Annotated in this window: 22 protein-coding genes and 2 tRNA genes; 5 read left to right on the top strand and 19 right to left on the bottom strand. The window is 44.0% G+C overall.

The genetic code is table 11. From position 1 onward, the window contains the following. Positions 1-107 precede the first annotated feature (107 nt). From C1712_RS12410 to C1712_RS12400, 3 genes are read left to right on the top strand one after another with little or no spacing between them, the layout of a single operon-like run. The gene (locus C1712_RS12410) at positions 108-2600 is read left to right on the top strand and encodes a YfhO family protein (protein ID WP_102269654.1); all 2493 of its coding nucleotides are present in this window, start codon (positions 108-110) and stop codon (positions 2598-2600) included. After that, positions 2578-2976, top strand: coding sequence for a GtrA family protein (locus tag C1712_RS12405; RefSeq protein ID WP_102269652.1), 399 nt, complete (start codon positions 2578-2580; stop codon positions 2974-2976). The genes C1712_RS12410 and C1712_RS12405 overlap by 23 nt, the downstream gene beginning before the upstream one ends. Then, positions 2973-3884: a glycosyltransferase gene (locus C1712_RS12400; protein WP_102269650.1), complete on the top strand. Its 912-nt coding sequence runs from the start codon at positions 2973-2975 to the stop codon at positions 3882-3884. Before C1712_RS12405 ends, C1712_RS12400 begins: the two co-directional genes overlap by 4 nt. Positions 3885-4110: 226 nt before the next feature. Here the strand turns inward: C1712_RS12400 and C1712_RS12395 are convergent, their stop codons facing one another. The 8 genes from C1712_RS12395 to C1712_RS12360 all read right to left on the bottom strand — a co-directional run bounded on the left by C1712_RS12395 (position 4111) and on the right by C1712_RS12360 (position 12017). Then, positions 4111-4767 (bottom strand): PIG-L family deacetylase, encoded by a 657-nt coding sequence (locus C1712_RS12395; protein WP_180963193.1) that lies wholly within the window; start codon positions 4765-4767, stop codon positions 4111-4113. Between the two features lie 288 nt (positions 4768-5055). After that, positions 5056-5568 carry a nitroreductase family protein gene (locus C1712_RS12390; RefSeq protein WP_102269646.1) on the bottom strand — a complete coding sequence of 171 codons (513 nt, stop codon included), beginning with the start codon at positions 5566-5568 and terminating at the stop codon, positions 5056-5058. A 14-nt stretch (positions 5569-5582) separates the two neighbouring features. Beyond that, positions 5583-6056 carry a flavodoxin gene (locus C1712_RS12385; RefSeq protein WP_102269644.1) on the bottom strand — a complete coding sequence of 158 codons (474 nt, stop codon included), beginning with the start codon at positions 6054-6056 and terminating at the stop codon, positions 5583-5585. Positions 6057-6157: 101 nt separating this feature from the next. Further along, the gene (locus C1712_RS12380) at positions 6158-8014 is read right to left on the bottom strand and encodes an ABC transporter ATP-binding protein (RefSeq protein ID WP_102269642.1); all 1857 of its coding nucleotides are present in this window, start codon (positions 8012-8014) and stop codon (positions 6158-6160) included. Then, on the bottom strand, positions 7989-9737 hold the full coding sequence (locus tag C1712_RS12375) for an ABC transporter ATP-binding protein (RefSeq protein ID WP_102269640.1): 1749 nt from the start codon (positions 9735-9737) through the stop codon (positions 7989-7991). Before C1712_RS12375 ends, C1712_RS12380 begins: the two co-directional genes overlap by 26 nt. Further along, positions 9730-10176: a MarR family winged helix-turn-helix transcriptional regulator gene (locus C1712_RS12370; protein ID WP_180963192.1), complete on the bottom strand. Its 447-nt coding sequence runs from the start codon at positions 10174-10176 to the stop codon at positions 9730-9732. Before C1712_RS12370 ends, C1712_RS12375 begins: the two co-directional genes overlap by 8 nt. A gap of 231 nt (positions 10177-10407) precedes the next feature. Further along, complete coding sequence (locus tag C1712_RS12365) at positions 10408-11016, bottom strand: flavodoxin (RefSeq protein WP_180963191.1); 609 nt, start codon at positions 11014-11016, stop codon at positions 10408-10410. Positions 11017-11066: 50 nt separating this feature from the next. Continuing rightward, positions 11067-12017 carry an alpha/beta hydrolase gene (locus tag C1712_RS12360; protein ID WP_102269634.1) on the bottom strand — a complete coding sequence of 317 codons (951 nt, stop codon included), beginning with the start codon at positions 12015-12017 and terminating at the stop codon, positions 11067-11069. A 106-nt stretch (positions 12018-12123) separates the two neighbouring features. Here C1712_RS12360 and C1712_RS12355 point away from each other — a divergent pair, with 106 nt between their 5' ends. After that, positions 12124-12567 (top strand): MerR family transcriptional regulator, encoded by a 444-nt coding sequence (locus tag C1712_RS12355; RefSeq protein WP_180963190.1) that lies wholly within the window; start codon positions 12124-12126, stop codon positions 12565-12567. 151 nt (positions 12568-12718) lie between these two features. On the opposite strand, the gene C1712_RS12350 is transcribed toward C1712_RS12355, so the two are convergent. From C1712_RS12350 to C1712_RS12335, 4 genes are all read right to left on the bottom strand, one after another. After that, complete coding sequence (locus tag C1712_RS12350) at positions 12719-13297, bottom strand: DNA-3-methyladenine glycosylase I (protein ID WP_102269632.1); 579 nt, start codon at positions 13295-13297, stop codon at positions 12719-12721. Then, positions 13297-13827, bottom strand: a complete 531-nt coding sequence (locus C1712_RS12345; protein WP_245858172.1) for a methylated-DNA--[protein]-cysteine S-methyltransferase — start codon at positions 13825-13827, stop codon at positions 13297-13299. The genes C1712_RS12350 and C1712_RS12345 overlap by 1 nt, the downstream gene beginning before the upstream one ends. A 50-nt stretch (positions 13828-13877) precedes the next feature. Then, positions 13878-14417 carry a methylated-DNA--[protein]-cysteine S-methyltransferase gene (locus tag C1712_RS12340; RefSeq protein ID WP_102269628.1) on the bottom strand — a complete coding sequence of 180 codons (540 nt, stop codon included), beginning with the start codon at positions 14415-14417 and terminating at the stop codon, positions 13878-13880. A 418-nt stretch (positions 14418-14835) separates the two neighbouring features. After that, positions 14836-14909 (bottom strand) — tRNA-Gly (locus C1712_RS12335). A gap of 257 nt (positions 14910-15166) precedes the next feature. On the opposite strand from C1712_RS12335, the gene C1712_RS12330 reads away from it, so the two are divergent. Continuing rightward, positions 15167-16825, top strand: coding sequence for an aryl-sulfate sulfotransferase (locus C1712_RS12330; RefSeq protein ID WP_102269626.1), 1659 nt, complete (start codon positions 15167-15169; stop codon positions 16823-16825). A 157-nt stretch (positions 16826-16982) separates the two neighbouring features. On the opposite strand, the gene C1712_RS12325 is transcribed toward C1712_RS12330, so the two are convergent. The 7 genes from C1712_RS12325 to C1712_RS12295 all read right to left on the bottom strand — a co-directional run bounded on the left by C1712_RS12325 (position 16983) and on the right by C1712_RS12295 (position 26175). After that, positions 16983-19190: a BspA family leucine-rich repeat surface protein gene (locus C1712_RS12325; RefSeq protein ID WP_102269624.1), complete on the bottom strand. Its 2208-nt coding sequence runs from the start codon at positions 19188-19190 to the stop codon at positions 16983-16985. A gap of 510 nt (positions 19191-19700) precedes the next feature. Beyond that, positions 19701-21215 carry a 4Fe-4S dicluster domain-containing protein gene (locus tag C1712_RS12320; RefSeq protein ID WP_102269872.1) on the bottom strand — a complete coding sequence of 505 codons (1515 nt, stop codon included), beginning with the start codon at positions 21213-21215 and terminating at the stop codon, positions 19701-19703. A 448-nt stretch (positions 21216-21663) separates the two neighbouring features. After that, positions 21664-21740 (bottom strand) — tRNA-Arg (locus C1712_RS12315). A gap of 178 nt (positions 21741-21918) precedes the next feature. Further along, the gene (locus C1712_RS12310) at positions 21919-22857 is read right to left on the bottom strand and encodes a P1 family peptidase (protein ID WP_102269622.1); all 939 of its coding nucleotides are present in this window, start codon (positions 22855-22857) and stop codon (positions 21919-21921) included. A gap of 201 nt (positions 22858-23058) precedes the next feature. Continuing rightward, positions 23059-24438 carry an aminopeptidase gene (locus C1712_RS12305; RefSeq protein WP_102269620.1) on the bottom strand — a complete coding sequence of 460 codons (1380 nt, stop codon included), beginning with the start codon at positions 24436-24438 and terminating at the stop codon, positions 23059-23061. 69 nt (positions 24439-24507) lie between these two features. After that, positions 24508-25065, bottom strand: coding sequence for a DUF3783 domain-containing protein (locus tag C1712_RS12300; RefSeq protein WP_180963188.1), 558 nt, complete (start codon positions 25063-25065; stop codon positions 24508-24510). A gap of 24 nt (positions 25066-25089) precedes the next feature. After that, positions 25090-26175: a glycosyltransferase family 2 protein gene (locus C1712_RS12295; RefSeq protein ID WP_102269616.1), complete on the bottom strand. Its 1086-nt coding sequence runs from the start codon at positions 26173-26175 to the stop codon at positions 25090-25092. Positions 26176-26182 lie beyond the last annotated feature (7 nt).

The raw sequence follows: 26182 nt of genomic DNA, 5'->3' as shown, positions 1-26182 counted from the left end.
AACAAGTTTTTTCACTTTTTATCAGCGTTTAAGAATTATTAAGATTTTCATAGGGCATAATTTAATAAATAGATGAGAAACTAACGGTGTGAAAAGGAGATGATGCTATGCGCCGACTTCCGCATGCTTTGGGAATCGCATGGAAACGTTCGTGGAAAGATCTCATTTTATTTGCCATTCCCTTTTTATGCGCACTTGGCTGTTTGATCTGGTTGGAGGGATTTGGATCCTCGACTGACTGGTATACGCAGCACATCGCCATTGCCGATGATTTCCGTTCTTTCTTTTACCGAACACATCGTTTATTTCCGGATTTCATGAGCGATCTTGGCAGCGGACAAAATGTTTTTTCATTTGCTTACTATGGCTTATATCGCTATGATGTGCTGTTATCTTACTTATTTCCTTTCCTTTCGATGTCGCTCATCTTGCCGATCATTCATTTAAGCGCGCTGGGAAGCAGCGCCATCTTGCTGCATCATTTTCTGAAACGCCATGTCGCAGCGGCAACCGCGTTTTTCGGAGCACTCTGTCTTTTGCTGGCGGCGCCGATGTTTTATCACAGCGCCAAACAGGTCATCTTCGTGCTTTACATGCCGTTTGTCATCCTAGGCTTTTACGGTGCGGATCGCTTATTACAAAAGCAGAAATACGATCTATATCTGTTTGCGATCACGATGATGATCTTGACCAGTTTTTATTTTACGGTCGGTGGGGCGCTTGCCTGCTTCGCCTATCTGATGATGAGCTGGGATCCGCATCAACTGTCTGCCAAAAAGCTATGGAAAAGTTTGATCCTATTGCATAGCGGGGCAGTACTGGTATCGGCTTTCTTCTGGATGCCGTGCGCCTATGCGTTGTTCACATCCGGAGCAAAGACATCTGCGGCGTTTTCGCTGCCTGCGCTCTTCACTCCGGACATAAAGATGGAAGCGCTGCTTTATTCCCCTTACTGTATGGGGGTCGGCCTGCTAATGGGATTCTGTCTGTTCCTATGGGCAGGAAAATATAAAAGCAGAGAGGGAATTGCGGCGATCGTGATGCTGGGCATATTGTTTTTACCGATCTGTCTTTACCTTATGAATCTTGGCTTATATGCCCGCCCGAAAGCGCTCATCCCTCTGCTTCCGTTTTTGATCTTATTAACATGTAAATGGCTGGATCGTCATGAATCGCTTTCTGCCAAGCAAACGCTCTGTTTGCTTTTGATCAGTGCGCTGATCGTTTATCAAAAAAACATGCTGTGGGCATTTTGGGATTTTGTGATCGCCTTTGTGATTCTTTGGGCTAATGGTAATCGCAAACAAAAGGGCTATTATGCTTATCTGCTGATCATGGCAATCATCTTGGTACAGGCGAATCAGGGAGAACCGCGAATCTCCTATGCGCGGATCAAAGAACTGGCAGCGAAAAAAGCATGGATCGCATCGCTGGATTTAGCGCATACACCTTTTACAAAGATCGCCGACTACCATGAAAATGCACAGTCGATGAATCTCAGCATGGCACCGCTTGGCAAAACTTCTATTTACAGTTCGATCCATGCCCAGTCCTACAATCATTTCTATTATGATGTCATGCGCAACAACCTTTCCTTACGCAATCGTGTATCGACCTTGGAAAACGGCAATCCCTTCTTTTTGGCTTTCAGCTCTTCCCGCTATCTGATCAGCGAGAACAAGCCGCCTTACGGTTATGTGCCGATTGCCGAAAAAGGTGCTTTGACCTTATATGAAAATAAAAACGTGCTGCCCTTTGCTTATGGCAGCGATCAAGTCATTTCCCAAACACAGTTTGCATCACTGTCAGATATTGACAAGATCGCGCAGCTCTTACTGACACCGGTCGTTTCTGCTGACAAAGACATGATCGAAACCACACAGATACAGCCGACAAAGGAAACATGGAACTTGCAGGAAATCAGCCGGCAGGGGAAATGGATCAGCGCCAAGCAAAACACATTGCATATTAACAGCCGTCAAAAAGAGACGATGCGTTTGTCATTGCAGGACCCTTTACAAGATGAGATCCTGATCATGACGATGCAGATCAAACCGATCCATTCTAACTATAACGATCTGGATGTAACGATCAACGGCATGCGTAACCGTCTCAGCGGCAGCGGCGCCACTTATCCCAATCATCATACCCAATTTACCTTTTACACCCATCAAAGCGATCAGTTAGAGATCACTTTCTCCTCGGGCAACTATCAGCTCAGCGACATCCGAACCTATCGACTGCCGACTGCTCTTTTTCAGACGATGTGGCAGAACAAAACGGCAGTAACTGATGAAACTTATGATGAAACAAACGCTGTTTATGAAGCGAAGATCACGATGCAGAAGGACGGCTGGCTGATCACTTCTTTGCCGTTACAGGACGGTTATACGATCTGGATCGATGGCAAGAAGGTACCGCTCGAAACGGTAAATCTCAGTTTTGTGGGATGTCAGATCGACAAAGGCACGCACCGTGTGAAGATTCATTTTCAGCCGCCACTGAAAGTTCCTGCACAGATCCTGTCCCTTACCGCCTTAGGCGTATTGTTATTTGCGAAATGGAGGCGCATTCGTTATGAGAAAAGCACAAATTCGTGAAACCCTGCTGTATATCTGGTTTGGCATCTGCACGACCGCCATTAACTTTATCGTGTTTTATTTATGCCATGTGATCTTAGGCATTGAACTGATCGCATCAAACAGCATCGCATGGATATTTGCCGTTTTATTTGCTTTCGTTACCAACCGCGGCATCGTTTTTCAAAGCAAAGGCAATCTCACGCGGCAGGCGGTTTCCTTTTTTACCAGCAGAGTGCTTTCCCTGCTGATGGAAAATGTTTTATTATTTCTGTTATCACGGATGCCGATCGCCATCATGCTTTCTAAGCTGTTTGTATCGGGAGCTGTGCTGCTGTTTAATTATATCGCCGCCAAAATATTTGTATTCAAGGAACATAAGGAGATGATCGTATGAGTTTATTAAGCATTATCGTACCATGTTACAATGAAGAAGAAAGCATCTTATTATTTCATGAAGCTCTCTGTAAGCAGGTGGATCAGATGCCGGTGGACTATGAAATCGTCATGGTCAATGACGGTTCAAGCGATGATACGCTGAAGCTGCTCAAACAGCTGTCAGCCATTGACGAACACTGCATTTATGTTTCTTTCTCCCGCAATTTCGGAAAAGAAGCGGCCATGTATGCGGGATTAAAAGCCTGTCATGGCGATTATGCGGTCATCATGGACGCTGATTTACAACATCCGCCTTATCTTTTGAAAGATATGTATGCGGCGATCAGCGAAGAAGGCTATGACTGTGCCGGTGGGCTCAGAATTTCCCGCACGCATGACAGCAGACTGCGCAAATTCGTATCTCACAACTTTTATCAGGTCATCAACAGTTTAAGCGATGTCGAGATGAAAGAGGGCGAAGGCGATTTCCGGATGATGAAACGCTGTATGATCAATGCGATCTTATCAATGAAGGAATACAACCGCTATTCTAAAGGATTGTTCAGCTTTGTCGGCTTTAAGACCAAATGGATTCCCTTTGAAGATGAAGAACGGGCAGCCGGAAACAGTAAATGGAGCCTGAAATCATTATTCTCCTATGCGATGGAAGGTATCTTATCTTTCTCTGAAGCACCGGTACATATGGCGATGGTATTGGGGATCGCCTTATGTCTGGCATCTGTCATCTCCCTAGGCTTTCTGCTATTTGCCCCAAGCTTTGCGATCGGATTGGTCACGATCTTATTGCTGCTAAGTGGGATCCAGCTGATCTTCATCGGCATCGTCGGCAAATATGTAACAAAAGATTATATGGAAAATAAGCAGCGACCGCTCTATATCGTAAAAGAGAGCAATCTGCCGCTTTAAGGACAGGGGCAAAGCGGTGATTCTTACATGACATGAACATTTAATAAAATTCCTCCCTCTCCTATTCTGCTTTGCCCCTTCCTTAATTATGATAGTGATAAAATGTTTGATGTTATGAAAAACCGGCAGATGCCGGTTTTTATTGTATAAAAAATGCCTCCCTTTATCGGGAAGCATCGATTCTTTTGTTCATACAATCATCATAGACAAGCAAATTTAAGGAACATTATTCCCACTCTTTTTGCGGGATCAGCTTTTCATAGCCATACATATGTTTCAGTTTCTCATTGACTGCGCTTTGTGATTGATAAAGCTTCATCATTTCTCCTTTCCACTTAATGCCCGCTTCGCTGATATACGGCTGTTCATCACTTTTCTTCAGATCATCTTTTTTGGTGTAATGATTGAAATAATAGAGATTGCGGTATCCTATTTCTTCTGCGATATCCGTTACGATGCGGCTTGTCATCTTATGATGATTATGTCCGTATTCTCCATCCGGATTATGCGTTACGATCTTTTTCCATTCACGTGATTTCATCAGCTGTTCGACTTCTTTTTCAATCTGCGTATATTCTTTTTTCCACTCGCTGCGCTTGCCCGCTACCTTATCGGGAAAACTGAGGATAATGCCTTTGTCCCCGCTTTGTTTCATCACCGAAAAAAACTCCTTGCGCCGCACATCATTATCGCCATTTGTCAAACATACCACGACATAGTTCTCCCGCCGCAGTTCATCACCGCCCCACAAAATCTCATCATCCGGATGCGCAACGATCATCAAATGATCCGCCTGTTTTTCCTGCAAAGTGGGAATATTGAACTGTACAAGTCCCATGATATTGATTAAAGCAAAACTGATTATTGAAAATAAACCTTTCATGATCATCACCTGTCTTTACTTTATCACAGAAAGGGAATGTGAAATCTTAACAGTTATTAAATTTCCGATAGGAAATTCTTAAATAGTGTGGCATCGTTTTTGTTTCTTATGTAGCGTAAGCTTAAAATAGCATGTCAAACGCAAAAACAGTCTGATCTTACAAATAAAGGAAACCTTTTTCTTCCTGCCATTCCCTTTCCCTTAATTGCATGCTTTGCGCATAGAAAACCACCTGCTTATGATCCTTTCATAAGATCGTAAACAGGTGGTTTGATCCCTGCATCTTATCTACAAATAAGTAACCGTTTCCCTCAGCGATTTGCGTTCACTGTGAGATGACAGCGGTCCTGTTCCCTGCGCATGATAGCCCAGATCTAATAGCATCAGCACTTCTTCCTGTTTTGGCAGCTCCATGACTTCTGCCAGTTCTTGCGGATCGAAGTAATTGATCCAGCAGCTGTCTACCTGCTGATCGGCTGCCGCAAGCATGAGATGCGTTGCGGCGATGGTCGCATCTTCTATACCGGAATCACGCTTGTCACCGGGATAGACAAAGACATTGGTGCTGTCATAGGTTACCATGATTACGGTACCCGCATGATAGCGACACGGCGTACAGCGATCGATCTTTGCCAATCCTTCCTCACTTTCTATGACATAAAGATGATATTCCTGCAAGTTTTTCGCAGTCGGCGCTTTCCTTGCGGCTTCTAAAATTTCCTGTAATGCCGCACGCTCTACTTTGCGGCCGTCAAAGTTCTTACAAGAATAGCGATTGTTTATTACATCTTTGAATTCCATTTCACTGCCTCACTTTATAACTGTTCTGCCCAATTTTTTAATGTGGTCAAAGAAGCATCTGCATTCCAGCGTTTTCCTTCTTTTAAGATCGCGCCGGGACATGATGGGGCAAGATCCTGATTGGTCGCTCCCATTGCGCTGCCTCCTGATGTTGCGAAAGGAATGATCGTTTTACCGTTTAGATCATACTGCTCTAAAAAGGTATGGATGATCGTCGGGGCGGTGTACCACCAGATCGGGAAACCGATATAGATGGTATCATAGCCTTCCATGTGTTCCACATGATTGGCAATGGCAGGACGTGATGTCTTATCCTTCATTTCCACGCTGCTGCGGCTGTGCGCATCATTCCAGTTGAGATCGGCATCGCTGTAAGGCACAAGCGGTTTGATCTCATGCAGATCCGCATCGACTGCCTCAGCCAGATGAGCCGCCAAATGTGCCGTTACACCACTTGCACTAAAATATGCCACTAATTTGTTTTTCATAAAACAGCCTCCTTCTTTTTAATTGTTTTCTTGATTCGATCGCTTGATGATATCTTGTGCAGCAGAACATTCCATCTCAAGCACAATGCTTTATCTGTTTTTTATTCTAATTCAAACTGCCCGGTATAAAGCTGATAATAAACCCCTTTCTGCGCCAACAGTTCCTCATGCGTGCCTCTTTCGATGATCTCTCCATGATCCAATACCATGATCGCCTGGGCGTTGCGTACAGTTGAAAGACGATGCGCGATCACAAATACCGTTCGATTTTCCATTAAGGCGTCCATGCCCTGTTCGATCAATTTCTCCGTATGCGTATCGATCGAGCTGGTCGCTTCATCTAAGATCAATACCGGTGGATTGTGAATGGCTGCCCGTGCGATCGCCAGCAGCTGTCTTTGGCCACTGGAAAGATTGCCGCCATCACCGTTTATCATCGTATCATACCCCTTTGGCAAACGCTTGATAAAAGAATAGGCATTGGCTAATTTGGCTGCCGCGATCACTTCTTCATCGCTTGCTTCTAAATTCCCATAGCGGATATTATCCGCAATCGTACCGGTAAATAAATGGGTGTCCTGTAATACGATGCTCAAAGAGCGGCGCAGATCTGCCTTATCGATCAAACGGATGTCAATGCCATCATAAGTGATCACACCGGAAGAAATCTCATAGAAGCGGTTGATCAAGTTGGTGATCGTCGTTTTACCTGCTCCCGTAGCACCGACAAAGGCGATTTTTTGGCCCGGCTTGGCAAATAAGGAAATGTCCTTCAATACCGGATGACTGCTTTGATAGCCGAAAGTAACATGCGCAAAGCGAACATCTCCTTTTAACGGCACCAGTTCGACTCCGTGCGCACGCGGATGACGCCATGCCCAGTTTCCGGTCGTTTCGTTACATTCTATCATCGTACCATCGTCAAGGATCTTCACTTTTGCCAGTGTTACCTTTCCTTCATCTATTTCATCCTTTTGATCCAGCACTTCAAAGATGCGCTCTGCCCCGGACATTGCCGAAAGCAAGAAATTGCTTTGCATCGTGAATTGATTGATCGGCATTGCCAGCTGTCTCACAAATACCAGATAACTGGCAAGTGAACCCAGATCGCTCCAGCCTTTGACCGCCATAAAACCGCCGACTACGGCAACGATCGCATAATTCACATAAGAGATACTGACGACGATCGGCACCATACTGCCGGAATACGTTAAAGCGCCGATTGCCGCATTGCGCAGTTCTTTGTTTTTCTTGGCAAAGGCCTCCAGATTTTCCCGTTCATGATGAAAGACCTTGACGACCTTCGCCCCTTCTACCATTTCCTCCACAAAGCCGTTTAACGCACCTAAGTGTTTCTGCTGGAAATGATAATAGTATTTGCTTCTGCGGCTGCTGTATAAAATATAGGCAAACATTAACAGATAACAGATCAATACGATGATCGACAGCTGCCAGTTTAAGAGCACGATCAGCGTCAATGTTCCTGTAATCTGGATAAAGCTTTTGATCACGACCGCAAAGCTGTTATTCAGCGCTTCTGCCAAAGTATCAATATCATTGGTAAATCGGCTCATCGTATCACCATGGGTGCGGCTGTCAAAGAACACTAGCGGCAGCTTCTGCATTTTCGCAAACAGGGCGTTTCTGATTTCACAGACGATTTTCTGCGCGGCTTTTACCATGATCTGGGTATAGCCGTATGTCGCCGCTACTCCGCCACCATACATGAGCGCCATAAATCCCAGTACCGCAAGCAGGCCCGATAAATCTGCCGGAAGGATATATTCATTGATGATCGGCTTTAATAAATAAGTGCCGATCAGTTCCACTCCGGCTGAAATGATCACCAAAACGCCGACCAGCAAAAGCAGGTATTTCTGTAATGCGAGGAAGTGCATGAGCCGCTTCCAGGTATAGCGGAAATCTTTCGGCTTAGCGCCGGAAATCGGTCTTGCCATCTTCCAACACTCCTTCCTGCTGTGAATGATATAAGGACTGATACGTTGCATTGCGCGCCAACAGTTCCTCATGCGTGCCGCTGTCGGCAATCGTTCCATCTTCCATGATGATGATCTGATCGGCATTCATGACGGAAGTAACCCGTTGGGCAATGATGATCTTCGTCACATCTTTCAAAGAAGCCAGTCCTTCGCGGATCGTACTTTCTGTCGCACTGTCTACGGCACTAGTAGAATCATCAAAGATCAGCACCTTGGGATGCTTTAATAATGCTCTGGCAATACAGAGCCGCTGCTTCTGTCCGCCGGATACATTCACGCCGCCCTGTCCCAGATCTTCATCATAGCCATTCGGCTTCTGTTTGATAAATTCATCGGCACAGGCAATGCGGCAAGCCCATTCCAGCTCTTCTTGTGTCGCATGTGGGTTGCCCCAGCACAGGTTTTCCCTGATCGTGCCGCTGAATAACGTGTTGTTTTGTAAGACCATGCTGATCTGATCACGCAGTTCATACAGATCATAGGTTTCGATCGGTCGTCCGTCGATCTTCAGCGTGCCTTTGCTGGTGTCATAAAGACGGGGAATGAGCTGTACCAACGTACTTTTAGCCGCCCCGGTACCACCCATGATCCCAATCGTCTGTCCGCTCTCGATATGCAGATTGATGTCGCTTAAAACATATTCCAATGCATCCTCACTGTACTTAAAATACACATGTTCAAAATCAATCGAACCGCTTTGGATCTGTGCATGGGTACAAAGCGCAGAATTTTCATCACGCGGTTCATCCAGCACCTCTTCGATTCGCTTTGCGGAAGCAATCGAGCGAATGAGCAGCAGAAAGACTCCGGAAAGCATCATCAAAGAATTCAGGATCTGTAACACATAGCTCAAAAATCCGGTCAGCTCTCCCACCTGCATGCCGCCTACTTCAATGATATTGCCGCCAAACCACAAGATCATGATGATGACTCCATACATGACAAACTGAAAGGCCGGCATATTCATCTGTGCAAAATGGAAGGTCCGCTGGCTGACTTTCATCAGATCCTCATTGACTTCCGCAAATTTTCGCTGTTCAAAATCCTCACGCACATATGATTTTACTACACGGATCGCCGTCAGATTTTCCTGTACGATCAGATTGACCCGATCGATCGCTTTTTGCAGCTTCTCATACATCGGCGCGACCTTGCGCACGATCATAAACAAGGCGGCGCCCAAGATCGGAATCGCAACAACGAATACAAGCGCCAACTCTCCATTCATCATAAAGGCGACGCTCAAACCGGTAAGCAGCACCATCGGCGCCCGCACGCCGGGACGCAGTCCTTGCGAAATCGCATTTTGCAGCACATTCACATCGTTGGTCAAGCGTGTAACCAAAGAAGAAGTCTCAAAACGATCTAAACTGGAAAAGCGATAGTTCTGCACCTGTTCAAACTCCGCCATACGCAGATCGGCTCCAAAGCTCTGTGCCGCAACTGCCGCAAATCGAGCGTAAAGCAGTCCCAAGATCAAAGAAACGACCGCGCATACCGACATCTGCATGCCTTTCCAAATCATATAGTCAAGATCGCGCGCCGCTACACCGACATCGATCATATCCGCCATCATCATCGGAATGATGAGCTCAAAAACAGTTTCAAGAGAAACGCACAGTACCGCGATCCATAAAGATAAGCGATATGGCTTCATATAAGGATACAGTTTTTTAAGCATGTGCATCCTCCTCTACCGCTGCCTCTTGCAGGTTTTCATAGACCCGCTCCAACAGATTCCACAGCAGTGCTTTTTCCGATTCATCAAAACCGTGGCAGGCGATCTGTTCCACCTCACGATAACGGCTTTGCCACTTCATGAACGCCTGTTTTCCCTGTTCGCTCATCACGACCGCCACCGCGCGTTTGTCACTTGGTACCGCTTCTCTGCAAATCAAGCCTTTCGCTTCCATGTTGTCCAGCAGCTTTGATGCGGTTGCCGCCTCGATATTGCAGCTGCGGGCAATTTCGATCTGCCGGCATGGAGCGTGCTTTGCTAAATAATGCAGCACTTTCGGCTGTCCCTGTGTCAGATCACAAGAACGCATGCGCGGCCGCAAATGCGCCTTCTGTAACTGTGTGATCCGAAATAGCAACGTATGCAGGGCCAGTTTGTCCATTACCATCCCTCCTTCATTAGTTAGTTTACTAATAATTAGCAATCTAACTATATATCCAATTCCCCTGCTTGTCAATTTCAGATCATTTCATTTCGTTTATTTTGCGCATATCAGCACAAATAGGTAAAATACCACTTGCTTCTTAAGATTTCGCCAAATCAAACCGCATCATGCAAACAAGTTTCTGGGATTCCTTTGATCGCCGCTTGAAGTTCATCAGCAAGTCTTTTCTTACTGCAGGCTATCCACCCATGCACGCACCTGTGAAGCATCTGCACCGGCAAAACGCTGTCCGCCAAGCCAGTTTACCGATTCCCGATACGCTTCTAATTCCCGTACACTGGTCTCGATTCCACTTCCGCCCGATGTGCAGAATAAAGCGACCTCTTTCCCATCAAAATCAACTTCATCAAACAAAGTCAAAATGATCTTGGGATTGGTGCCCCACCAAATCGGGTAACCGAGATAAATACGCTGATAGCGATCAATGCTGATAACATTTTGAATACCCGGCCGCGCCGCATCATCATTTTGCTCCTGATTGGCACGGCACTGATCATTTCCATAGTCCAGATCCGCTTCGCTGTATGCCACTTCCGGTATGATCTCCACAAGTTCACTATCCGTTGCCTCCGCAAGCGTCTGGGCAACCGCTTCTGTATTGCCGGTTGCGCTGAAATACAAAACCAGACTCTTTTCATCCTGCTCTTGCGCTTTCGCATCCACTGTTTCCTGTTCACTTGGCTTTGCTTCCTCTTCTGTTTTATTTGCCTGCTTCTCACAGCCGACAACGCCGATCAGCGCGCAGAAGCAAACAAATGCAAGCATCCGTTTTTTCATCTTCCTCATCCTTTCTGTTTATCAAACTTGATCTACTTCACTGCTTTTGGTCATTGCCCATACAGCTGTGTTTTGAAAAACTGCTCGATCTTATCAAAAGGAATCTTTTTCACATCATCATACAAGTCGATATGATTGCAGTTTGAAACCACATAAAGCTCCTTTGGCTCAGCCGCTTTCTCATAATAGTATTCACTCAGAAACCGGCTTTCCGCCTGATCTGCGGTAATGAACAATACCGCTCTTGGCGCAAGCTCCTGTATATAGTGTAAAAGCGGATAATTCAAAAAAGCCATCGCACTGGTCGTCGTCTTGCCGCCTCTCGCATTTGGATGATGACCGCGTTTCAGACCATAGAAAGAATAAAATTCCCGCCAGATACCGTTTAATTCCTCTGGTATCGATTCACTCGGTGTCAGCGGGTACATGGGCAAATATTGCGGTTCCCCTTGCTGAAAATCAATCCATCTTTGATAAGACAATCGCTGTTTTTCCTCCTGCAGCTGCTTTTCGTTTAATCCAAGTCTGCTCATATAGCTCACATCAAATAAAGCAGCAGTCACAACTGCTCTGATACGCGTATCTGCCTGCGCCGCCGACAACACGAAGCCTCCTGATCCACAGATACCTAATGCACCGATCCTTCCCCGATCCACAAACGATACCTCAACGCCTAAATAATCTACTGCGGCGCTGACATCTTCACTATAAAGATCAGGACTTGCCACATTTCTGGGACTGCCGCCGGATTCTCCGCTGAAAGAAGGATCAAACGTCATCACTACGAAACCTCTTTGAGCCAGTTCATTGGCATATACGCTTGGTCCCTGCTCCTTGACGCCGCCATATGGGGCGCCGATCACGATTGCCGCATGTTTTTTCTGCCTGTCGATACTTTTGGCATAGTACAATTCGCCGGCAAGATCAATTCCATAACGGTTCCTAAAGCGTATGCTTTCTACTTGAACAGCACCACTGATCTTGCATATCCTCTTGCTCATATGATCACCCTTTCTTGACAGATACCATCTGCCACACTATAATTATGTAGGATAAACCTAACTTTAGGTCAAGCATATTTTGATGATTTTAGAAAGGAAGTTGTTTATGTATAACATCGGAGAAGTTGCCAATATGTTTCAATTAACGGTATCGACCTTGCGCTACTATGACAAGATCGGTTTATTTACGGAAACGATCAAGCGCGATCCCTCCGGCATCCGTAAATTCGGTAATGCCCAGATCGAAACTTTGACCGTCATTGAGTGTTTGAAAAAAGCAGGCATGCAGCTAGAAGACATCAAACGCTTCCTTGATTGGTGCAAAGAAGGCGATCAAACGATCGAACTGAGAAGAGAACTGTTTTACCAGCGTAAAAAAGAAGTACAGGAAAAAATGCAGGAGCTGCAAAATGTCATGGACTTCATTGATTATAAATGCTGGTATTATGACATGGCATGTGCAGAGCGTACAGAAGCAAAGGTCAAAAACATCAAGCCGCAGGAAATGCCGGAGGAAATCAGAGCAAAGTATGAACGTACGCACCGCTAAACATGGCATACGCGAAACATCATTGATAAAGTAAAAAGCTTACAGATCGCATTGTCTGTAAGCTTTTGATTTCCCTCCTATGCGCATGATGGAAGCCGATATCCGGCATCCATGCAGGGTTTCGCATCCGTTCTTAATGACAAGTCATCCTTCATCCTTTCTCATCACCGTCACGCTTATAAAAATCACATCCTAATTCATGGTCATCAATCATGCCAATAGCCTGCAAATAAGAATATATGATGATGGAGCCAACGAATTTCATCCCTCTTTTTCTTAAATCTTTTGAAACTGTATCTGACAGTGCCGAAGTAACATGAAACTGATCGTCCACATTTTTGATTACCTTATGATCGGAAAAGGCCCAAATATAGTTAGCGAAACTGCCATGCTCTTTTTGTATTTCGATAAATACTTTTGCATTCGTTACCGCAGCCTTTATTTTTAATTTGTTTTTGATCATGTTAGGATAACTGCAAAGCGCATTGATTTTCTCTTCATCATATCGGCTTATCTGATCGTAGTCAAAACCATCAAATGCTTCCCGCAATACCTCTCTTTTGTTCAGCACACACTCCCAAGACAAGCCCGCCTGAAAAGACTCTAATACCAAAAACTCAAACAGATACTTATCATCATAATGCGGGTTCCCCCATTCATGATCATGATATTTGACAGAAAGCGGATTTTTTACGTTTACCCAACGGCATCTTCTTTTTGCCTGTTCCATTATAAAGCGGTTCCTTTCTTAGGTATCGTATAACTGTTTGTATCCACGCCTTCTAATGCAAGAAGTTTTAACTTATTATGGATGCCTCCCCCATATCCAATCAGACTGCCATTGCTTCCTACGACTCTGTGACAGGGGATCATGATACAAATCGGATTCCATCCGACCGCACCGCCGACAGCCTGCGCCGACATTCTTTTCCATCCTCTTTTTGCGCAGATCGCTTTTGCCAGATCACGGTATGTAACTGTTTGCCCATAGGGAATTTTTAACAGTTCATCAATTACTTCCTGTCTGAACGGCGTCATATCATTTCGCTTATATCGGGGGATCGGACCCGGATCTTTCCCTTGAAAGTATTGATCCAGCCATTGGATTGCCTCATCGAATATCGGCAGATCCCTTTCTTCCCCATCCTGTATATACCTTCCATAATCTTTTCCGTCTTCAAAACAGACTGCTGTCAGATTTTCTCCGTCTGCGTTTAAGGTGATCATTCCAAGCGGAGATCGATATTGTTTGCGATACATCATGCTTCCCTCCATTGTTTGCTCATCTGCTGATCATAAAAACAGATCGCTTAGATTGCGGTTCCTTTCACCGGTACAAATAACTTGCTCATATCTGCCTTTTCGTGTTCCAGCAAATATTTCTTTCTTTGGATGCCTCCTGCATATCCGATCAGACTGCCATTGCTTCCTACGACTCTGTGACAGGGAATAATGATAGAGATCGGATTATGTCCCACTGCACCGCCGACTGCCTGTGCAGACATGCGTTTGATTCCCTTTTCTTTTGCAATTCGCTTCGCTATGTCATGATAAGTCATGACTTCGCCATAAGGGATCTCACATAGGATTTCCCATACCCTTTTTCTGAACTCGCTCCCGATCGGCTCTAGCTCCAGCTCCTTTATCGAAGGCTTTTCGCCATTGAAATATCGATCCAGCCATTCCTTTGTTTGATTCAAAAGAGCATGATCGCTTCTCTCTTTCAGCTCTTCCTGAACATTCGATAAATAATATTTTTGATCCTTTATCCACAAACCGATCAGCTTATCGTTTTTCGCTGCCAGCAGCAGTTCTCCAATCGGTGATTGATAGTATGTTATTTCGATCATCGCTTTTCCCTCCTATCCGATCTTAAAATAATCATCAGCATCTTTTGGCGCGTTTTATCACTCATTCATTCCATCTGTTCTGTCCATGAGCGAAGAATCTCATATAAGTCCTTCTGCTTAAACTTTTTCATCTTAGATCTCCTTACCTATAGATTACCGCAAAATGATGTTTTATGTCTAGCCGTTTTCGGACATGCGCCTGAAAAATTTACTGACTGGGCTCAGCCGAAAGGAAAGAAACAGTTAAGCGAAACGAGCAATCTCATTTAAGAAGATGTAATATTCATATATAAAGATATTCAAAATGAAAAATAACCAATTCTTTCAAGATCTGGAAACTAATATATAATGAAAAACCAGTTGAAAAAAATATAAAAAAACTTACGAGCCTTTATGAACTCGTAAGTTGCTTTTTTTATGGAGCAGATGAGGGGAATCGAACCCCCGTATCAACCTTGGCAAGGTTGTGTTCTACCATTAAACTACATCTGCATTGCTCAGTGCTTTCATATAATACCATAAAACAAAGTGTTTGACTAGTCCTTTTTTCAAAAAAATGATTTTTTTGCTTTCACCTGTTTATGCTCGAATCATACATTTCTAGATGCAGCCTTACGATCTTTCCATAAACCCCGTATAATACCTTAAAAAAGCACGAATCAATCCTATATTTTTCACTTTTTTCAGTCTCATTTCAGGTATTTCCGTTATAATCATAATATAATGACAATACAGAAAGAAGGCATGACATGAAAAAGAAAAAACACTGGGTAATCGCTGGCATTCTATGTCTGGCAGTTGCCGGCGGGATCATCTATGGCTTTTCCAGCAATCAGATTCAAAAAACGACTTTTTGGCGTTCCCTTCACACACGCATCATTCCTTCTGAAACACTAGGGGAATCTGTTTATGAGGTAGATGCCGATGCGGATTCGATCTATTCGCTTAATTATCAAAGTGTCGTAGAGGATAAAATCACAGAAGCATTAGATGAATATACGGTGGCCTCTCCACTGCTGTTATACAACCCTTTCGGCACCAATACCTCCTCCTTGCTAGTAGCCTATCACGGAGATGAAGCCTATACTCTTTCTTATGAGATCCATGTGGAAGATGAAACGATCCAAGATTTTTCCAAGACTGCTGTTACTGTCGCAATAGAAGAAGGGTATGCTTCACAGGTCATTGGCTTTGTCTATGGAGAGAAAAACACTTTAACGCTCACTTACAGCGACGATAAAGGAAAAACGATTGCAACCCACACTTACACGATTGAAATGCCGCAGTGTGCTACTCAAAACAATACACAGCTTGCCATCGAGAACGGTGATTCCGCACAAGAACTGAGTGATGGCCTATTTGCGGTTTTCGGATTAGATAAATCATTTAATTCCAATATATACCTGTATGACAATGACGGTGTCTTGCGCGGTGAACTGCCATTAAAGAATTATCGCAGCGACCGCATCGAACAAGTCGGTGATGAACTGTTATACAGTTATAGCAAAAATGGCTTTATGACTGTAAATCAACTTGGCAAGATCACCAATCTCTATTCTATCGGTTCTTATAAACAGCACCATGAATTTCGCTATGATGAAGAACATAATGAACTCGTCATATTGGTAAATGAGGACAATGACATGACCATCGAAGATGTGATGATCTCGTTAGACCTGGAAACGAATGAAGTCAAAGAACTTGTTGATATGAAAGATCTATTGCCGCAGTTATATGCAAAAGCTGTATCACCGGAAGAAGGCAATACCTACGGCGGAGATGAATTAGACTGGATACATCTCAATTTCTTTGATTTTATGGGCGATGATCTGATCGTCAGCTCTCGTGAATTAAGTACCATTATCAAGATCAGTGATTATCGAAACAATCCAAGCATTTCCTATTTCTTAGCAGATGCTTCCTTATATCAGGAAAACGATGATGATGCGCATACGCTTCTCTATGCGAAAGGTACAGACTTCATCTCACAGTCAGGTCAGCACACCATCACTTATTTAGCAGATGATAGTTTACCGGAAGGACAGTATTACCTGTATATGTTCAATAACAACTTTACCAATGCAAGGACCAGACAGGATCTGGACTGGAGCGCATTTATCGGCGCCGGCACTTACACAGAAGGAACTGCCTCTTATTATTATCAATACCTTGTTGATGAAAACAGCGGCACTTATACTTTGGTGGATCAAGTTGCACTGCCTTATTCCAGCATCGTTTCTAGCTGTGAATGGTATCAGGATCACTTGATCAGCAGCTCCGGAAAATCCAACTGCTTCAATGAATATGACAAGGAAGGCAATCTGATTCGTGAATATCACTATGAAGCAGAGAAATATGCGTATCGCGTATTCAAGTATGATTTCAGTGATTTCTATTTCCAATCATAGCGCTGAAATCATCATGTAAATGATGATTTCTGAAAGAAAAACCATATCTGAGCAAGTCTTATTTATTAGGACATGTTTGACAGATATGGTTTTATTTTACTCATATTTCTTAAAGAAAGCAGGCAGTCTTTCCTACCTGCTCATTTGCATTGTTTTACTACTGTTCGCTTCTTCTGTTCTTGCGTAACATTGCAGCGAACACGATCATACTTCCCCCTAGCAGCACATAATACATTCCCTTGCTTACTTCATCTCCTGTATGTACTGCTTCGCTCTCCTCTTTCTTGATCTCCTCGATATTGCTTTCTCCCTTTTCCTCTTCATTTGGTGTATTCGGCTTCTCCTCCGGCTCTGTCGGTTTCTCTTCCTTCTGCCACATCACCTCAAATGTCCCAAACTCCTTGCTTCCTACCTCAAACTCCAATCCACCCTCTGTCTTTCTTACTTCTATCTCTCTCGCCTTGCTCTTTGCGATCTCTTCATCCAAAGCCTCTTCGCTCATCTGCATCGTGTAATCTCTTGTCAATCCCTCATAATACACGACCGCAAACCGATCCCCTTCTTCGCTTCCTTCTGGATATGGATAATATACGCTTACCGTTTCCTTTTCCGTTCCTACCCATAAGTTCCCGTCATTTTGATCGACCAGATCCAAATACCGAAACTCTCTTTTTACTTCCTTCGTTTCATCCATCCCTTTCACTGCTTCCATTCCCTTTGCATGCAGTGCTTCCATCCGTTCTGCTGATCCCAATACCTCTTCGATCAATTCATCCCATAACAGCACGATCTTCGCATCTTCATTTACCGGATACATCGTATTCCCGTTCTTATAAAACTGCGTCCCTGCTTTTACATGTGCATGTGCCTCTTTGATCTGGCATGCTCCTTCTTCTTCATATACACCCTTATAGATCTCACTGCTCAGTGTCTCTGCACTTTCATCGCTTACTTCTCTTACCTTTACTTCCCCTACTGCCATCCCTTCTTCCGGTATACTCAATATGTGTTCATCTAATCGGATCTCTTTATCATCTACTCTTGGTAATGCATACAGTGCATAGCTTCCCGCTTTCGCTGCGCTCTCTACCTTCTCTCCCTCGCTGTTTCGATATTCCCATGCAAATGGCACTCCCTCTTCTTCCAGATCCCATGCTTCTCCATCTACGCTGATCGCATAGCTTTCCAAGCCTTCTTCCCATTGCGGTTCCGGCAAGGCATCGCCATGATTGCTGGCGTCGGTTCCCGATCCTCCTTCATATGCGATCAGTTCGACTGCTTGAAGCGGTTCACTGTATCCCGCATATAAGTGCAGCGTACCGTTCGCTAATGTCGTAAAGTCGATCGTTGTTGCTTCATCAAATGGCTTCGTACATGCTTCATCTAAATACCAGCCATTGAATACGCTTCCCTCTTTGCTTAGACTAGTAGATGGGTTATTCATCAGAATGTCAGTTCCCGGCACTGCGGATACAGCAGCTTTTGCTTGATCGACCTCTGTTTCATTTGCATAGATAAAGTGATTGGTTTCATCATTTACAACCGTAAATTGCTTTGTGCTTCCATCTGCAAATACACCGCCATTGGCATCAAAAGAAACATTGCCAAAATAAGGGATTCTCCCTTTGATACTGTCAGGATCATTATATCTTTCGATTAGTTTTTCATCTTCCGTAATGATAATGGTAGGAATCGGATCGTCAATAAAATCATCACAGTCAAATATTTCTGCCATTCTGTCCGCGTTACTTGTTTTGAACCCACTTAAGTCAAAGCTGCTTAAATCAAAAACATTGATTTTTTCACAATCGGAAAACATTCCATACATATTCTCTACTTTGCTTGTATCAAAATGATTTAGTCCTTCTATATTTTTTAGATTTTCGCACATAGTAAACATATAGTCCATTCTTTCAACTTTACTCGTGTCAAAACTGTTAACATCCAAACTTTCTAAGTTGAGACAAGCCATAAACATATAACTCATATCTTTTACATTCTCTGTATTGAAATGGGTCAAATCTAAATTTTTTAATAAAGGGCAATCCCAAAACATTGCATTCATAGTTTCGACTTTACTTGTGTCTAGCGTTTCTAAGCCTTTTATTTCTTTAAGTGAAATACAAGACATAAACATATTAGACATATCTGTAACACCACTTGTATCCAAACCACTCAAATCTATTGTTTCCAGCACATCAAAAAGACCATCATATTTAATTGGACAAAATGCACCTCGAAGGGATTCTGTTCCAAGTGCTACTTTCTGGCTAGTCGTTCCTATTTTTAATGATACTAATGTATTATAGTGGTCATAACCGTCTATATCTGCTGTTGGATTTTCTTTCTCAAGATTATCAAACATTCCATCAAAAGTTGCAATCTCTACTGATACACCTGGTCTTTCTTCAAACTCTGATGGAATGACAACATTTACGGCATTCCCTTTATATTTTTTTAATGAGATCCCATTTGGTCCAGGTCTCCAATCCCAATCATCCAGCGTTAATCCGCCAATCTCAGTTTCAGAGTACTGATTTACAGTACCCCCCCCCCTGGGCAAAAATCATGTTCGGTTTTACTGCCATGCCTAGCATCAGGCATAGACTTGCCAAAAGCAACGATACTTTCTTTTTCATCTTTTCCTCCTTCTCGTCTGTTTCCTTTTACAGACGCTATCTTTGCTTGTTTACACTATACCATATTTTCCCATATTTATCTACATTTACTGTAACCGCTAACGATTATCTCTATTTATTTGTAAACAAACACACTTATCGTATGTATCTGCTATGACAATACTAATAAAAACTATGCCGCAAAGCAAAGGATCGAACGCCTTTCCTGCGACATAGTTTCTGATTTTATCTCTGTTTTAATCTTTGGTGATCAACTCTAAATTGTCAAGATATTCACTTTCAAATGCCATTTTCTTTTCCGCATCTGCTGTGTACTTCTTAACCAATGCCGTTGATTTCATAACCGGCTGCAACGTACCGGCACCGGCAACACAGCCGCCCGGGCATGCCATTCCTTCCAACAGATAGCCATTGCGTTTTCCGGCCTTAGCCATCATCAGCATCGTACGGCAATTTTTCAAGCCTTCTGCTGAATCGATCAATACTTCCATATCCGGATGTTTTTTCTGAATGCACTGTTTTACCGCATTGGCAACGCCGCCGCTTACCGCAAATCCACGTCCATGGCTGCTTCCTTCTGTAAACGGTTCATCAGCCGTTGCCTGCTCCAATGAAATGCCTTTGGCTTCAAACATGCCCATTACTTCTTCAAATGTCAATACGAAATCAACATCGCTGCGCACGCTCTTACGGCTGGCTTCCAGCTTCTTAGCGGCGCAAGGTCCGATGAATACGACTTTTGCATCCGGCTTCTGCTTCTTGATCAGACGACCGGTCAATACCATCGGTGTCATTGCCATTGAAATGTACGGTTTGAAATCAGGGAACAGCTTTTTCGCCATTACCGACCAAGCCGGACAGCAGCTGGTAGCCATGAACGGCTGCTCTGTCGGTACTTTCTTTAAGAAGTCCTCGGCTTCTTCCACCGTACAAAGATCGGCACCGATCGCAACTTCCACAACATCCGCAAACCCTAATTCTTTCAATGCCCCTTTTACTTTTTCAGGCGTTACCGTAGGGCCGAACTGTCCGACGAATGCCGGTGCGATCGCCGCAATCACTTCTTTTCCGGTTTTCATCGCATGAATGATCTGGAAGATCTGCCCCTTGTCAACGATTGCCCCAAACGGACAGTTTACCAGACACATACCGCAGGAAACACACTTATCATAATCGATCTCAGCACGTCCGAATTCATCGGAACGAATTGCATCCATGCCACAGCTTGCGGCACAAGGACGCTCTAATTTATTGATGGCATGATATGGACAAACATCCACGCATCTGCCACATTTGATACATTTTTCCTGATCGATCACCGATTTTCCGTTAATGATGCTGATGGCATCTTTTGGACATACTTCTTTACATGGATGTGCTAAGCAGCCTTGACAAGTGCTCGTTACAACAACCTGTTTTTCAGGGCAGGCGTTGCAGGCAAACTTAATGATATTGATCAGCGGATCGTCATAATATTTTTCAGCGATCGCACTTTCTTCAATACCGTCGCTCAACAACGAATGCTCATCCATTTTGCGCAAAGGCAGCCCGATTCCCAAACGCAGACGTTCCCCGATGATCGCACGTTCCAAAAAGATGGAATCACGATAAGTCGCTCTTTCACCCGGCAGGATCTTGTAAGGCAAACGCTCGATCTTCTCTGCATAATCGCCGCCTTCATATGCCAGTCTGGCAATTTCAGTAAACACTTTTCTTCTGATGTCGGTTACTGAATTATAAATTCCTCTCATACTCATAAATATCACCTCATCCTGCTATATTATAACGAAAAACAATATGCTTTTTCAATGTATTTTAGAAAATTTGTGAAAACATTATCAATTTTTCAGAGATGAATCAGAGAATACGAGAAATATTTTTACTAGATCAATAAAGCATTGAAAAAAGCAATATAGCATCGCGTGCTTGTTATTTAGATGATCTTGTCGTCTCCTACCAATCTGCAACTGATTACTTCCTGATTATTTCCCAAGAAATAATCAGATCTGTTTATCCTGTGATCATGAAAGACATGAGAAAGTGATATGTAAGAGAAGCAGCTTGCGTCTGCATGCATCGGCAATAAAACGAAACAAACCATGACATAGCTTATCCGTATTTATAGAAGCACTTCGCTTCTGATCTCACTTAGTGAAAAAGTGATATAAAAAAAACCACTGCTGTGGCTTTCTTTCTCAATGGCGTCCACGGAGGGATTCGAACCCCCGACCGTGCGCTTAGAAGGCGCATGCTCTATCCAACTGAGCTACGTGGACCTTTCTTTTACTGCCACACCATTATAACAAACATTATTGTTGTTTTCAATCTTTATTTTCTTAAATTTCACGTATGCAATGACTGTACGGAAAGGTATTTTGATTCCCTTCTTCCGCTATTTTCTCCTAAAAAGAACAGCCGATCTTCCCATCCGCTGTTCTTCCCTGATTTTGTATTTTATTTCTTTTGATAAGCAGGCAGTCCATAGGCGCTTTTCGCCTGTTTGAATCCGTTTATGACTGCTTGTTCCACACATTTTACCGCAAGTGCTCCAAGCAGATTGAAATCACATGATGCCGTTCCGCTTGCCATTGCAAAGATCGTATCTCCATCAGACATCGTATGTGTCGGGGTGATCGCATGTGCATAGCCGTCATGTGCCATTGCGGCTAGTTTATTCGCCTGTGCTTTGGTAAGCTTGGCATTGGTCATCACACAGCCGATCGTCGTATTGCCCATAGGCATTTCCATCTTCTGCATCAATAACTGTTCAGCCGGATAGAAAACACCTTCCTTTTGTGCTGCACCGATGATTTCATGATTTTCATAGTCATAAATATCACCGCAGGCATTGACCGCTACTACTGCACCGATCTGCACATCACCAAACTGCATGGCATAAGCGCCGATCCCGCTTTTCATCGCATGAGCAGCTCCCAGCGTTTTGCCGATAGAACAGCCGCATCCGGCGCCGTAATTCCCTTCCTGAAACAGCTGATCTGTTTTGGTACAGGCCGCATAACCCATTTCCTGATTCGGTCTGATATGCGGATCTCCGATATGCAGATCAAATAATGACGCACCGCAGACGATCGGCACTTTAACGGTTCCCATATCAAAGCCAATGCCTTTTTCTTCTAAATAGCGCATGGCACCGCTTGCCGCATCTAAGCCAAACGCACTGCCGCCGCTTAACATCACACAGTGAATCTGTTCCACTGTATTGCATGGATTTAATAAATCCGTTTCCCGCGTTGCCGGTGCACCGCCGCGCACATCGACACCGGCTACCGCGCCTTTTTCACAAATGATCGCCGTACATCCGGTTCCGGCCTTCTCATTTTGTTCCTGCCCGATCAAAAAACCATCGATTTCCTGTATTTTGATTTTTCGCATTCTGCCCACTTCCTTTTTTCTGTTACTATGATTGTAGCACAATCTATCTTCCGATACAAAGAAAGATCGCCCCCTATTTTATTGGCGCAGCGCATAGCGGGCTTATCATCACTCCTGCTTGCATTTTGATCGTGCCATGTGCTTAAAGATCACGATTACAAAAAGAAAAAGCCTGACCGTTTGCGATCAGCGCCTTTCCTCTTACGCATGTTTTAAGAATGCCACATATCCTTGTTTCGTTTCATAAACATCAGCTTTGGAAACAACTTCCCAAGGCGCGTGCATATTTTGTACCGCTACCCCGCAGTCGATCACTTCCATATTGTACTGTGCCAGAATGTAAGCGATCGTTCCACCGCCGCCCTGGTCTACTTTTCCAAGCTCAGCTGTCTGGAATACAACGCCTTCCTTTTCCATGATCTGACGCAGTTCCGCGATAAATTCCGCATTGGCGTCATTACAGCCGCCTTTTCCTCTCGAACCGGTATATTTATTGAAAACGATGCCTTTTCCGAAAAATGCCGTATTCTTCATTTCATTGACACTGGCATAGTTAGGATCATAGGCAGCGCTCACATCACTGGAAAGCATCTTAGAATTCTTTAAGGCGCGCCGCACGCCCAGTTCACTGTAATTGCCGCAAAGGTTCATCACTTCCGCAACACTGTTTTCAAAAAACTTGCTCTGCATGCCGGTGGCGCCGATGCTGCCGACTTCCTCTTTATCCACTAACAGACACACACATGTCTTATCACAGGTTTCCACTTCCAGCATCGCCATTAACGAAGTATAGGCACAAACCCGATCATCATGTCCATAGCCCATGATCATAGAACGATCAATGCCATAATCTCTTGCCTTTCCTGCCGGAACCACCTCTAATTCCGCTGATAAAAAATCTTCTTCCGCAAAGCCATACTCTTTCCGCAAAATATCCAAAACCATCGCTTTGACCTGATCGCTGCCCTCTTTATCTAAAGGCATAGAACCGACCAAGATATTCAGATCTTCACCTTCTACTACTTCACTGCCGCTTTTCTTCAACTGATCGGCTGAAAGATGGATCAATAAATCACTGACCCCCACTACCGGATCTTCCTCTTTTTCTCCAATGACAACTTCTACCTTAGTTCCATCCTTTAACACCACAACGCCATGCAGCGCTAACGGCAGCGTTACCCACTGGTATTTTTTCACACCGCCATAGTAATGTGTATCAAGCAAAGCCAGATCATGATCTTCATACAGTGGATTCTGTTTGATGTCAAGACGCGGAGAATCCACATGTGCCCCTAAGATCTTCATGCCCGCTTCCAACGGTTCACTGCCGATCACAAACAAGGCGATCGTCTTTCCCATATTGTTGGCATATACTTTATCGCCCGGCTTTAACGGCGTATTAGATGCCACAAGCGTATCTAAATTGCGATACCCTTTCGCTTCTGCCATGCGGATCGTTTCCGCTACACATTCCCGTTCTGTTTTACAAACAGAGATAAAGCGCTTATAGTCCTCACTAAAAGCAAACACTTCCTGTTTTTTCGCTTCATCATATGTATTCCATGCTAACACTCTTTCCATAATTGCTTCTTTCCTTCCTTTCTATTTTACCATTATAGCCTCTTTCAAAAAGACTTACAACAATTCCCGCTATTTTTTACATAGCTGCGCCAACGCCTGTTGTAATTCCGCCTGTACGCTAAGCAAAGCGGAATAATCGCTTTGCTTTTGCAGCGTTTGAAATACATGGAGCCGTGCGAGCTGAAGCTTATGATACGTATGCGGCTCATATGCTTCTTCCCGCAAAGCTTCACTTTCTTTTAACTGTTTTAAGATTACTTCATAAAGTTGAAAATAGCGATGCTCTTCTTCGACCTCTTCTAACAGTTTGATAAAAGACCATGTACGGTTATGCTTTGTTACAACTGCCTTTGATCCAGAATAGATGATCTGCCTTTGTGCAAAGGCACGGCGCAGTTTTACAAAAGTCTGCTCTTTTCCCTCGCGAAACAGCATGCAGGCTTCCTGATGCCGCCGATTAACGATGACCGCTTGCTTCTTAGTGTTCAATAATGACTGAATCGACTGATCCAGATCGCTGTCTTCTAAAACCGTATAAGCAATCTGACATGCTTCAAGCGCCGCAAGGATCGCTTCACTCGTTTTTTGATCCAATGCACCGCTGTAATACAATACTTGTTCCTGCATCTTCTTGCCTCCCATTGATTGCCGCTATTTTATCATAGTTTTTCCCTGTTTCGCATGCAAACTGCCTAAGATCTGTTGAAAATAAGCTTCATTATGCAGAACTGAGGGGTGTTCAGGATGATAGTGTTTGCTTCGCAAATGCCAATGATACGCTCTTTTCTGCTGATGCAGCTGATCATAACAAACACATAAGCCAAGTGATGGCAAAAAGCCGTACGCATCTTCCACAATAAATGCGCCCTTCACTCTTTTGGCATGCAGTGCCTGCCGATACCAATAGATCGCTTCCTGATAACGGCGCATTTGAAACAGACAACTGCCGATCTCACATAAGACCTCAGCATGCGGTTTCCCATAGATAAAACTGTGGAATAGCCAGTTTAATGCCTCTTCCGGTTCTAAATAAGCCAAATGCCTGCACGCATCAATACAGTTTTCCGCCCAGCCGTCACCACGCTGTAAAAAAGTGATGAACGCCTGTACAGCAGCCCTTGATTCCCCGCATTCTTGTAATTCCCGGGCATAGTAAAACTGTTCTCTGGCATCTAGGGAACGAGTCTTTCTGATTGCTTCGTAAATATCCAAATTTCGTCTGGTCTTTGTTTTTTTAATGCTTTGATGCCAAATATGCACACGACTGTGCAAGATCTTACCGGCAGGCACGATCACTTCATGTACCGCTCCCTGCCATTGATCATGGCGATCTCTGCGAAACAAGCGCTCCCGCTCATAAGAAAAAGCAACCGAGCCATCTTCATGTACTGCGGCGACATATGGCATCATCACCATATCCACATCATCATTTAATGTTTCTTTGAGGGCAAGCAGTTCCTGTCGATCTGCTTCTTTCAGCACATCATCGGCATCCAGCCACATCAAATAATCCATCGTCCCTTTTGAAAACGCATAGTTGCGCGCTTTGGCAAAATCGCTGCACCAGATAAAATCATATACATGCGGCGTATAGCGGGAAGCGATCGCCTTGGTCTGATCTTTTGATCCTGTATCGACGATAATCATTTCATCTACAACATCTTTTATACTGTCAAGCGCACGGCTCAGCACTGCTTCTTCATCTTTCACGATCATGCATAAACTAATTGTCTTCATCACATCA

The organism is Massilicoli timonensis, from assembly GCF_900199515.1.
In the GTDB taxonomy this organism is placed as follows: Bacteria; Bacillota_I; Bacilli_A; order Erysipelotrichales; family Erysipelotrichaceae; genus Massilicoli; species Massilicoli timonensis.
The sequence above is the reverse complement of the archived record's forward strand: the minus strand, read 5'-3'. Positions and strand labels throughout refer to the sequence as shown.

What these genes read in the sequence shown, in the direction of transcription:
- C1712_RS12355 (WP_180963190.1), top strand. Translation starts at nt 12,124, where the DNA reads ATGTATAACATCGGAGAAGTTGCCAATATGTTTCAATTAACGGTATCG.
- C1712_RS12295 (WP_102269616.1), bottom strand. Translation starts at nt 26,175, where the DNA reads ATGAAGACAATTAGTTTATGCATGATCGTGAAAGATGAAGAAGCAGTG.
- C1712_RS12370 (WP_180963192.1), bottom strand. Translation starts at nt 10,176, where the DNA reads ATGGACAAACTGGCCCTGCATACGTTGCTATTTCGGATCACACAGTTA.
- C1712_RS12380 (WP_102269642.1), bottom strand. Translation starts at nt 8,014, where the DNA reads ATGGCAAGACCGATTTCCGGCGCTAAGCCGAAAGATTTCCGCTATACC.
- C1712_RS12320 (WP_102269872.1), bottom strand. Translation starts at nt 21,215, where the DNA reads ATGAGAGGAATTTATAATTCAGTAACCGACATCAGAAGAAAAGTGTTT.
- C1712_RS12330 (WP_102269626.1), top strand. Translation starts at nt 15,167, where the DNA reads ATGAAAAAGAAAAAACACTGGGTAATCGCTGGCATTCTATGTCTGGCA.
- C1712_RS12340 (WP_102269628.1), bottom strand. Translation starts at nt 14,417, where the DNA reads ATGATCGAAATAACATACTATCAATCACCGATTGGAGAACTGCTGCTG.
- C1712_RS12375 (WP_102269640.1), bottom strand. Translation starts at nt 9,737, where the DNA reads ATGCTTAAAAAACTGTATCCTTATATGAAGCCATATCGCTTATCTTTA.
- C1712_RS12360 (WP_102269634.1), bottom strand. Translation starts at nt 12,017, where the DNA reads ATGAGCAAGAGGATATGCAAGATCAGTGGTGCTGTTCAAGTAGAAAGC.
- C1712_RS12325 (WP_102269624.1), bottom strand. Translation starts at nt 19,190, where the DNA reads ATGTTTGATAATCTTGAGAAAGAAAATCCAACAGCAGATATAGACGGT.
- C1712_RS12300 (WP_180963188.1), bottom strand. Translation starts at nt 25,065, where the DNA reads ATGCAGGAACAAGTATTGTATTACAGCGGTGCATTGGATCAAAAAACG.
- C1712_RS12385 (WP_102269644.1), bottom strand. Translation starts at nt 6,056, where the DNA reads ATGAAAAACAAATTAGTGGCATATTTTAGTGCAAGTGGTGTAACGGCA.
- C1712_RS12400 (WP_102269650.1), top strand. Translation starts at nt 2,973, where the DNA reads ATGAGTTTATTAAGCATTATCGTACCATGTTACAATGAAGAAGAAAGC.
- C1712_RS12345 (WP_245858172.1), bottom strand. Translation starts at nt 13,827, where the DNA reads ATGTATCGCAAACAATATCGATCTCCGCTTGGAATGATCACCTTAAAC.
- C1712_RS12405 (WP_102269652.1), top strand. Translation starts at nt 2,578, where the DNA reads ATGAGAAAAGCACAAATTCGTGAAACCCTGCTGTATATCTGGTTTGGC.
- C1712_RS12390 (WP_102269646.1), bottom strand. Translation starts at nt 5,568, where the DNA reads ATGGAATTCAAAGATGTAATAAACAATCGCTATTCTTGTAAGAACTTT.
- C1712_RS12350 (WP_102269632.1), bottom strand. Translation starts at nt 13,297, where the DNA reads ATGGAACAGGCAAAAAGAAGATGCCGTTGGGTAAACGTAAAAAATCCG.
- C1712_RS12395 (WP_180963193.1), bottom strand. Translation starts at nt 4,767, where the DNA reads ATGAAAGGTTTATTTTCAATAATCAGTTTTGCTTTAATCAATATCATG.
- C1712_RS12305 (WP_102269620.1), bottom strand. Translation starts at nt 24,438, where the DNA reads ATGGAAAGAGTGTTAGCATGGAATACATATGATGAAGCGAAAAAACAG.
- C1712_RS12310 (WP_102269622.1), bottom strand. Translation starts at nt 22,857, where the DNA reads ATGCGAAAAATCAAAATACAGGAAATCGATGGTTTTTTGATCGGGCAG.
- C1712_RS12410 (WP_102269654.1), top strand. Translation starts at nt 108, where the DNA reads ATGCGCCGACTTCCGCATGCTTTGGGAATCGCATGGAAACGTTCGTGG.
- C1712_RS12365 (WP_180963191.1), bottom strand. Translation starts at nt 11,016, where the DNA reads ATGAAAAAACGGATGCTTGCATTTGTTTGCTTCTGCGCGCTGATCGGC.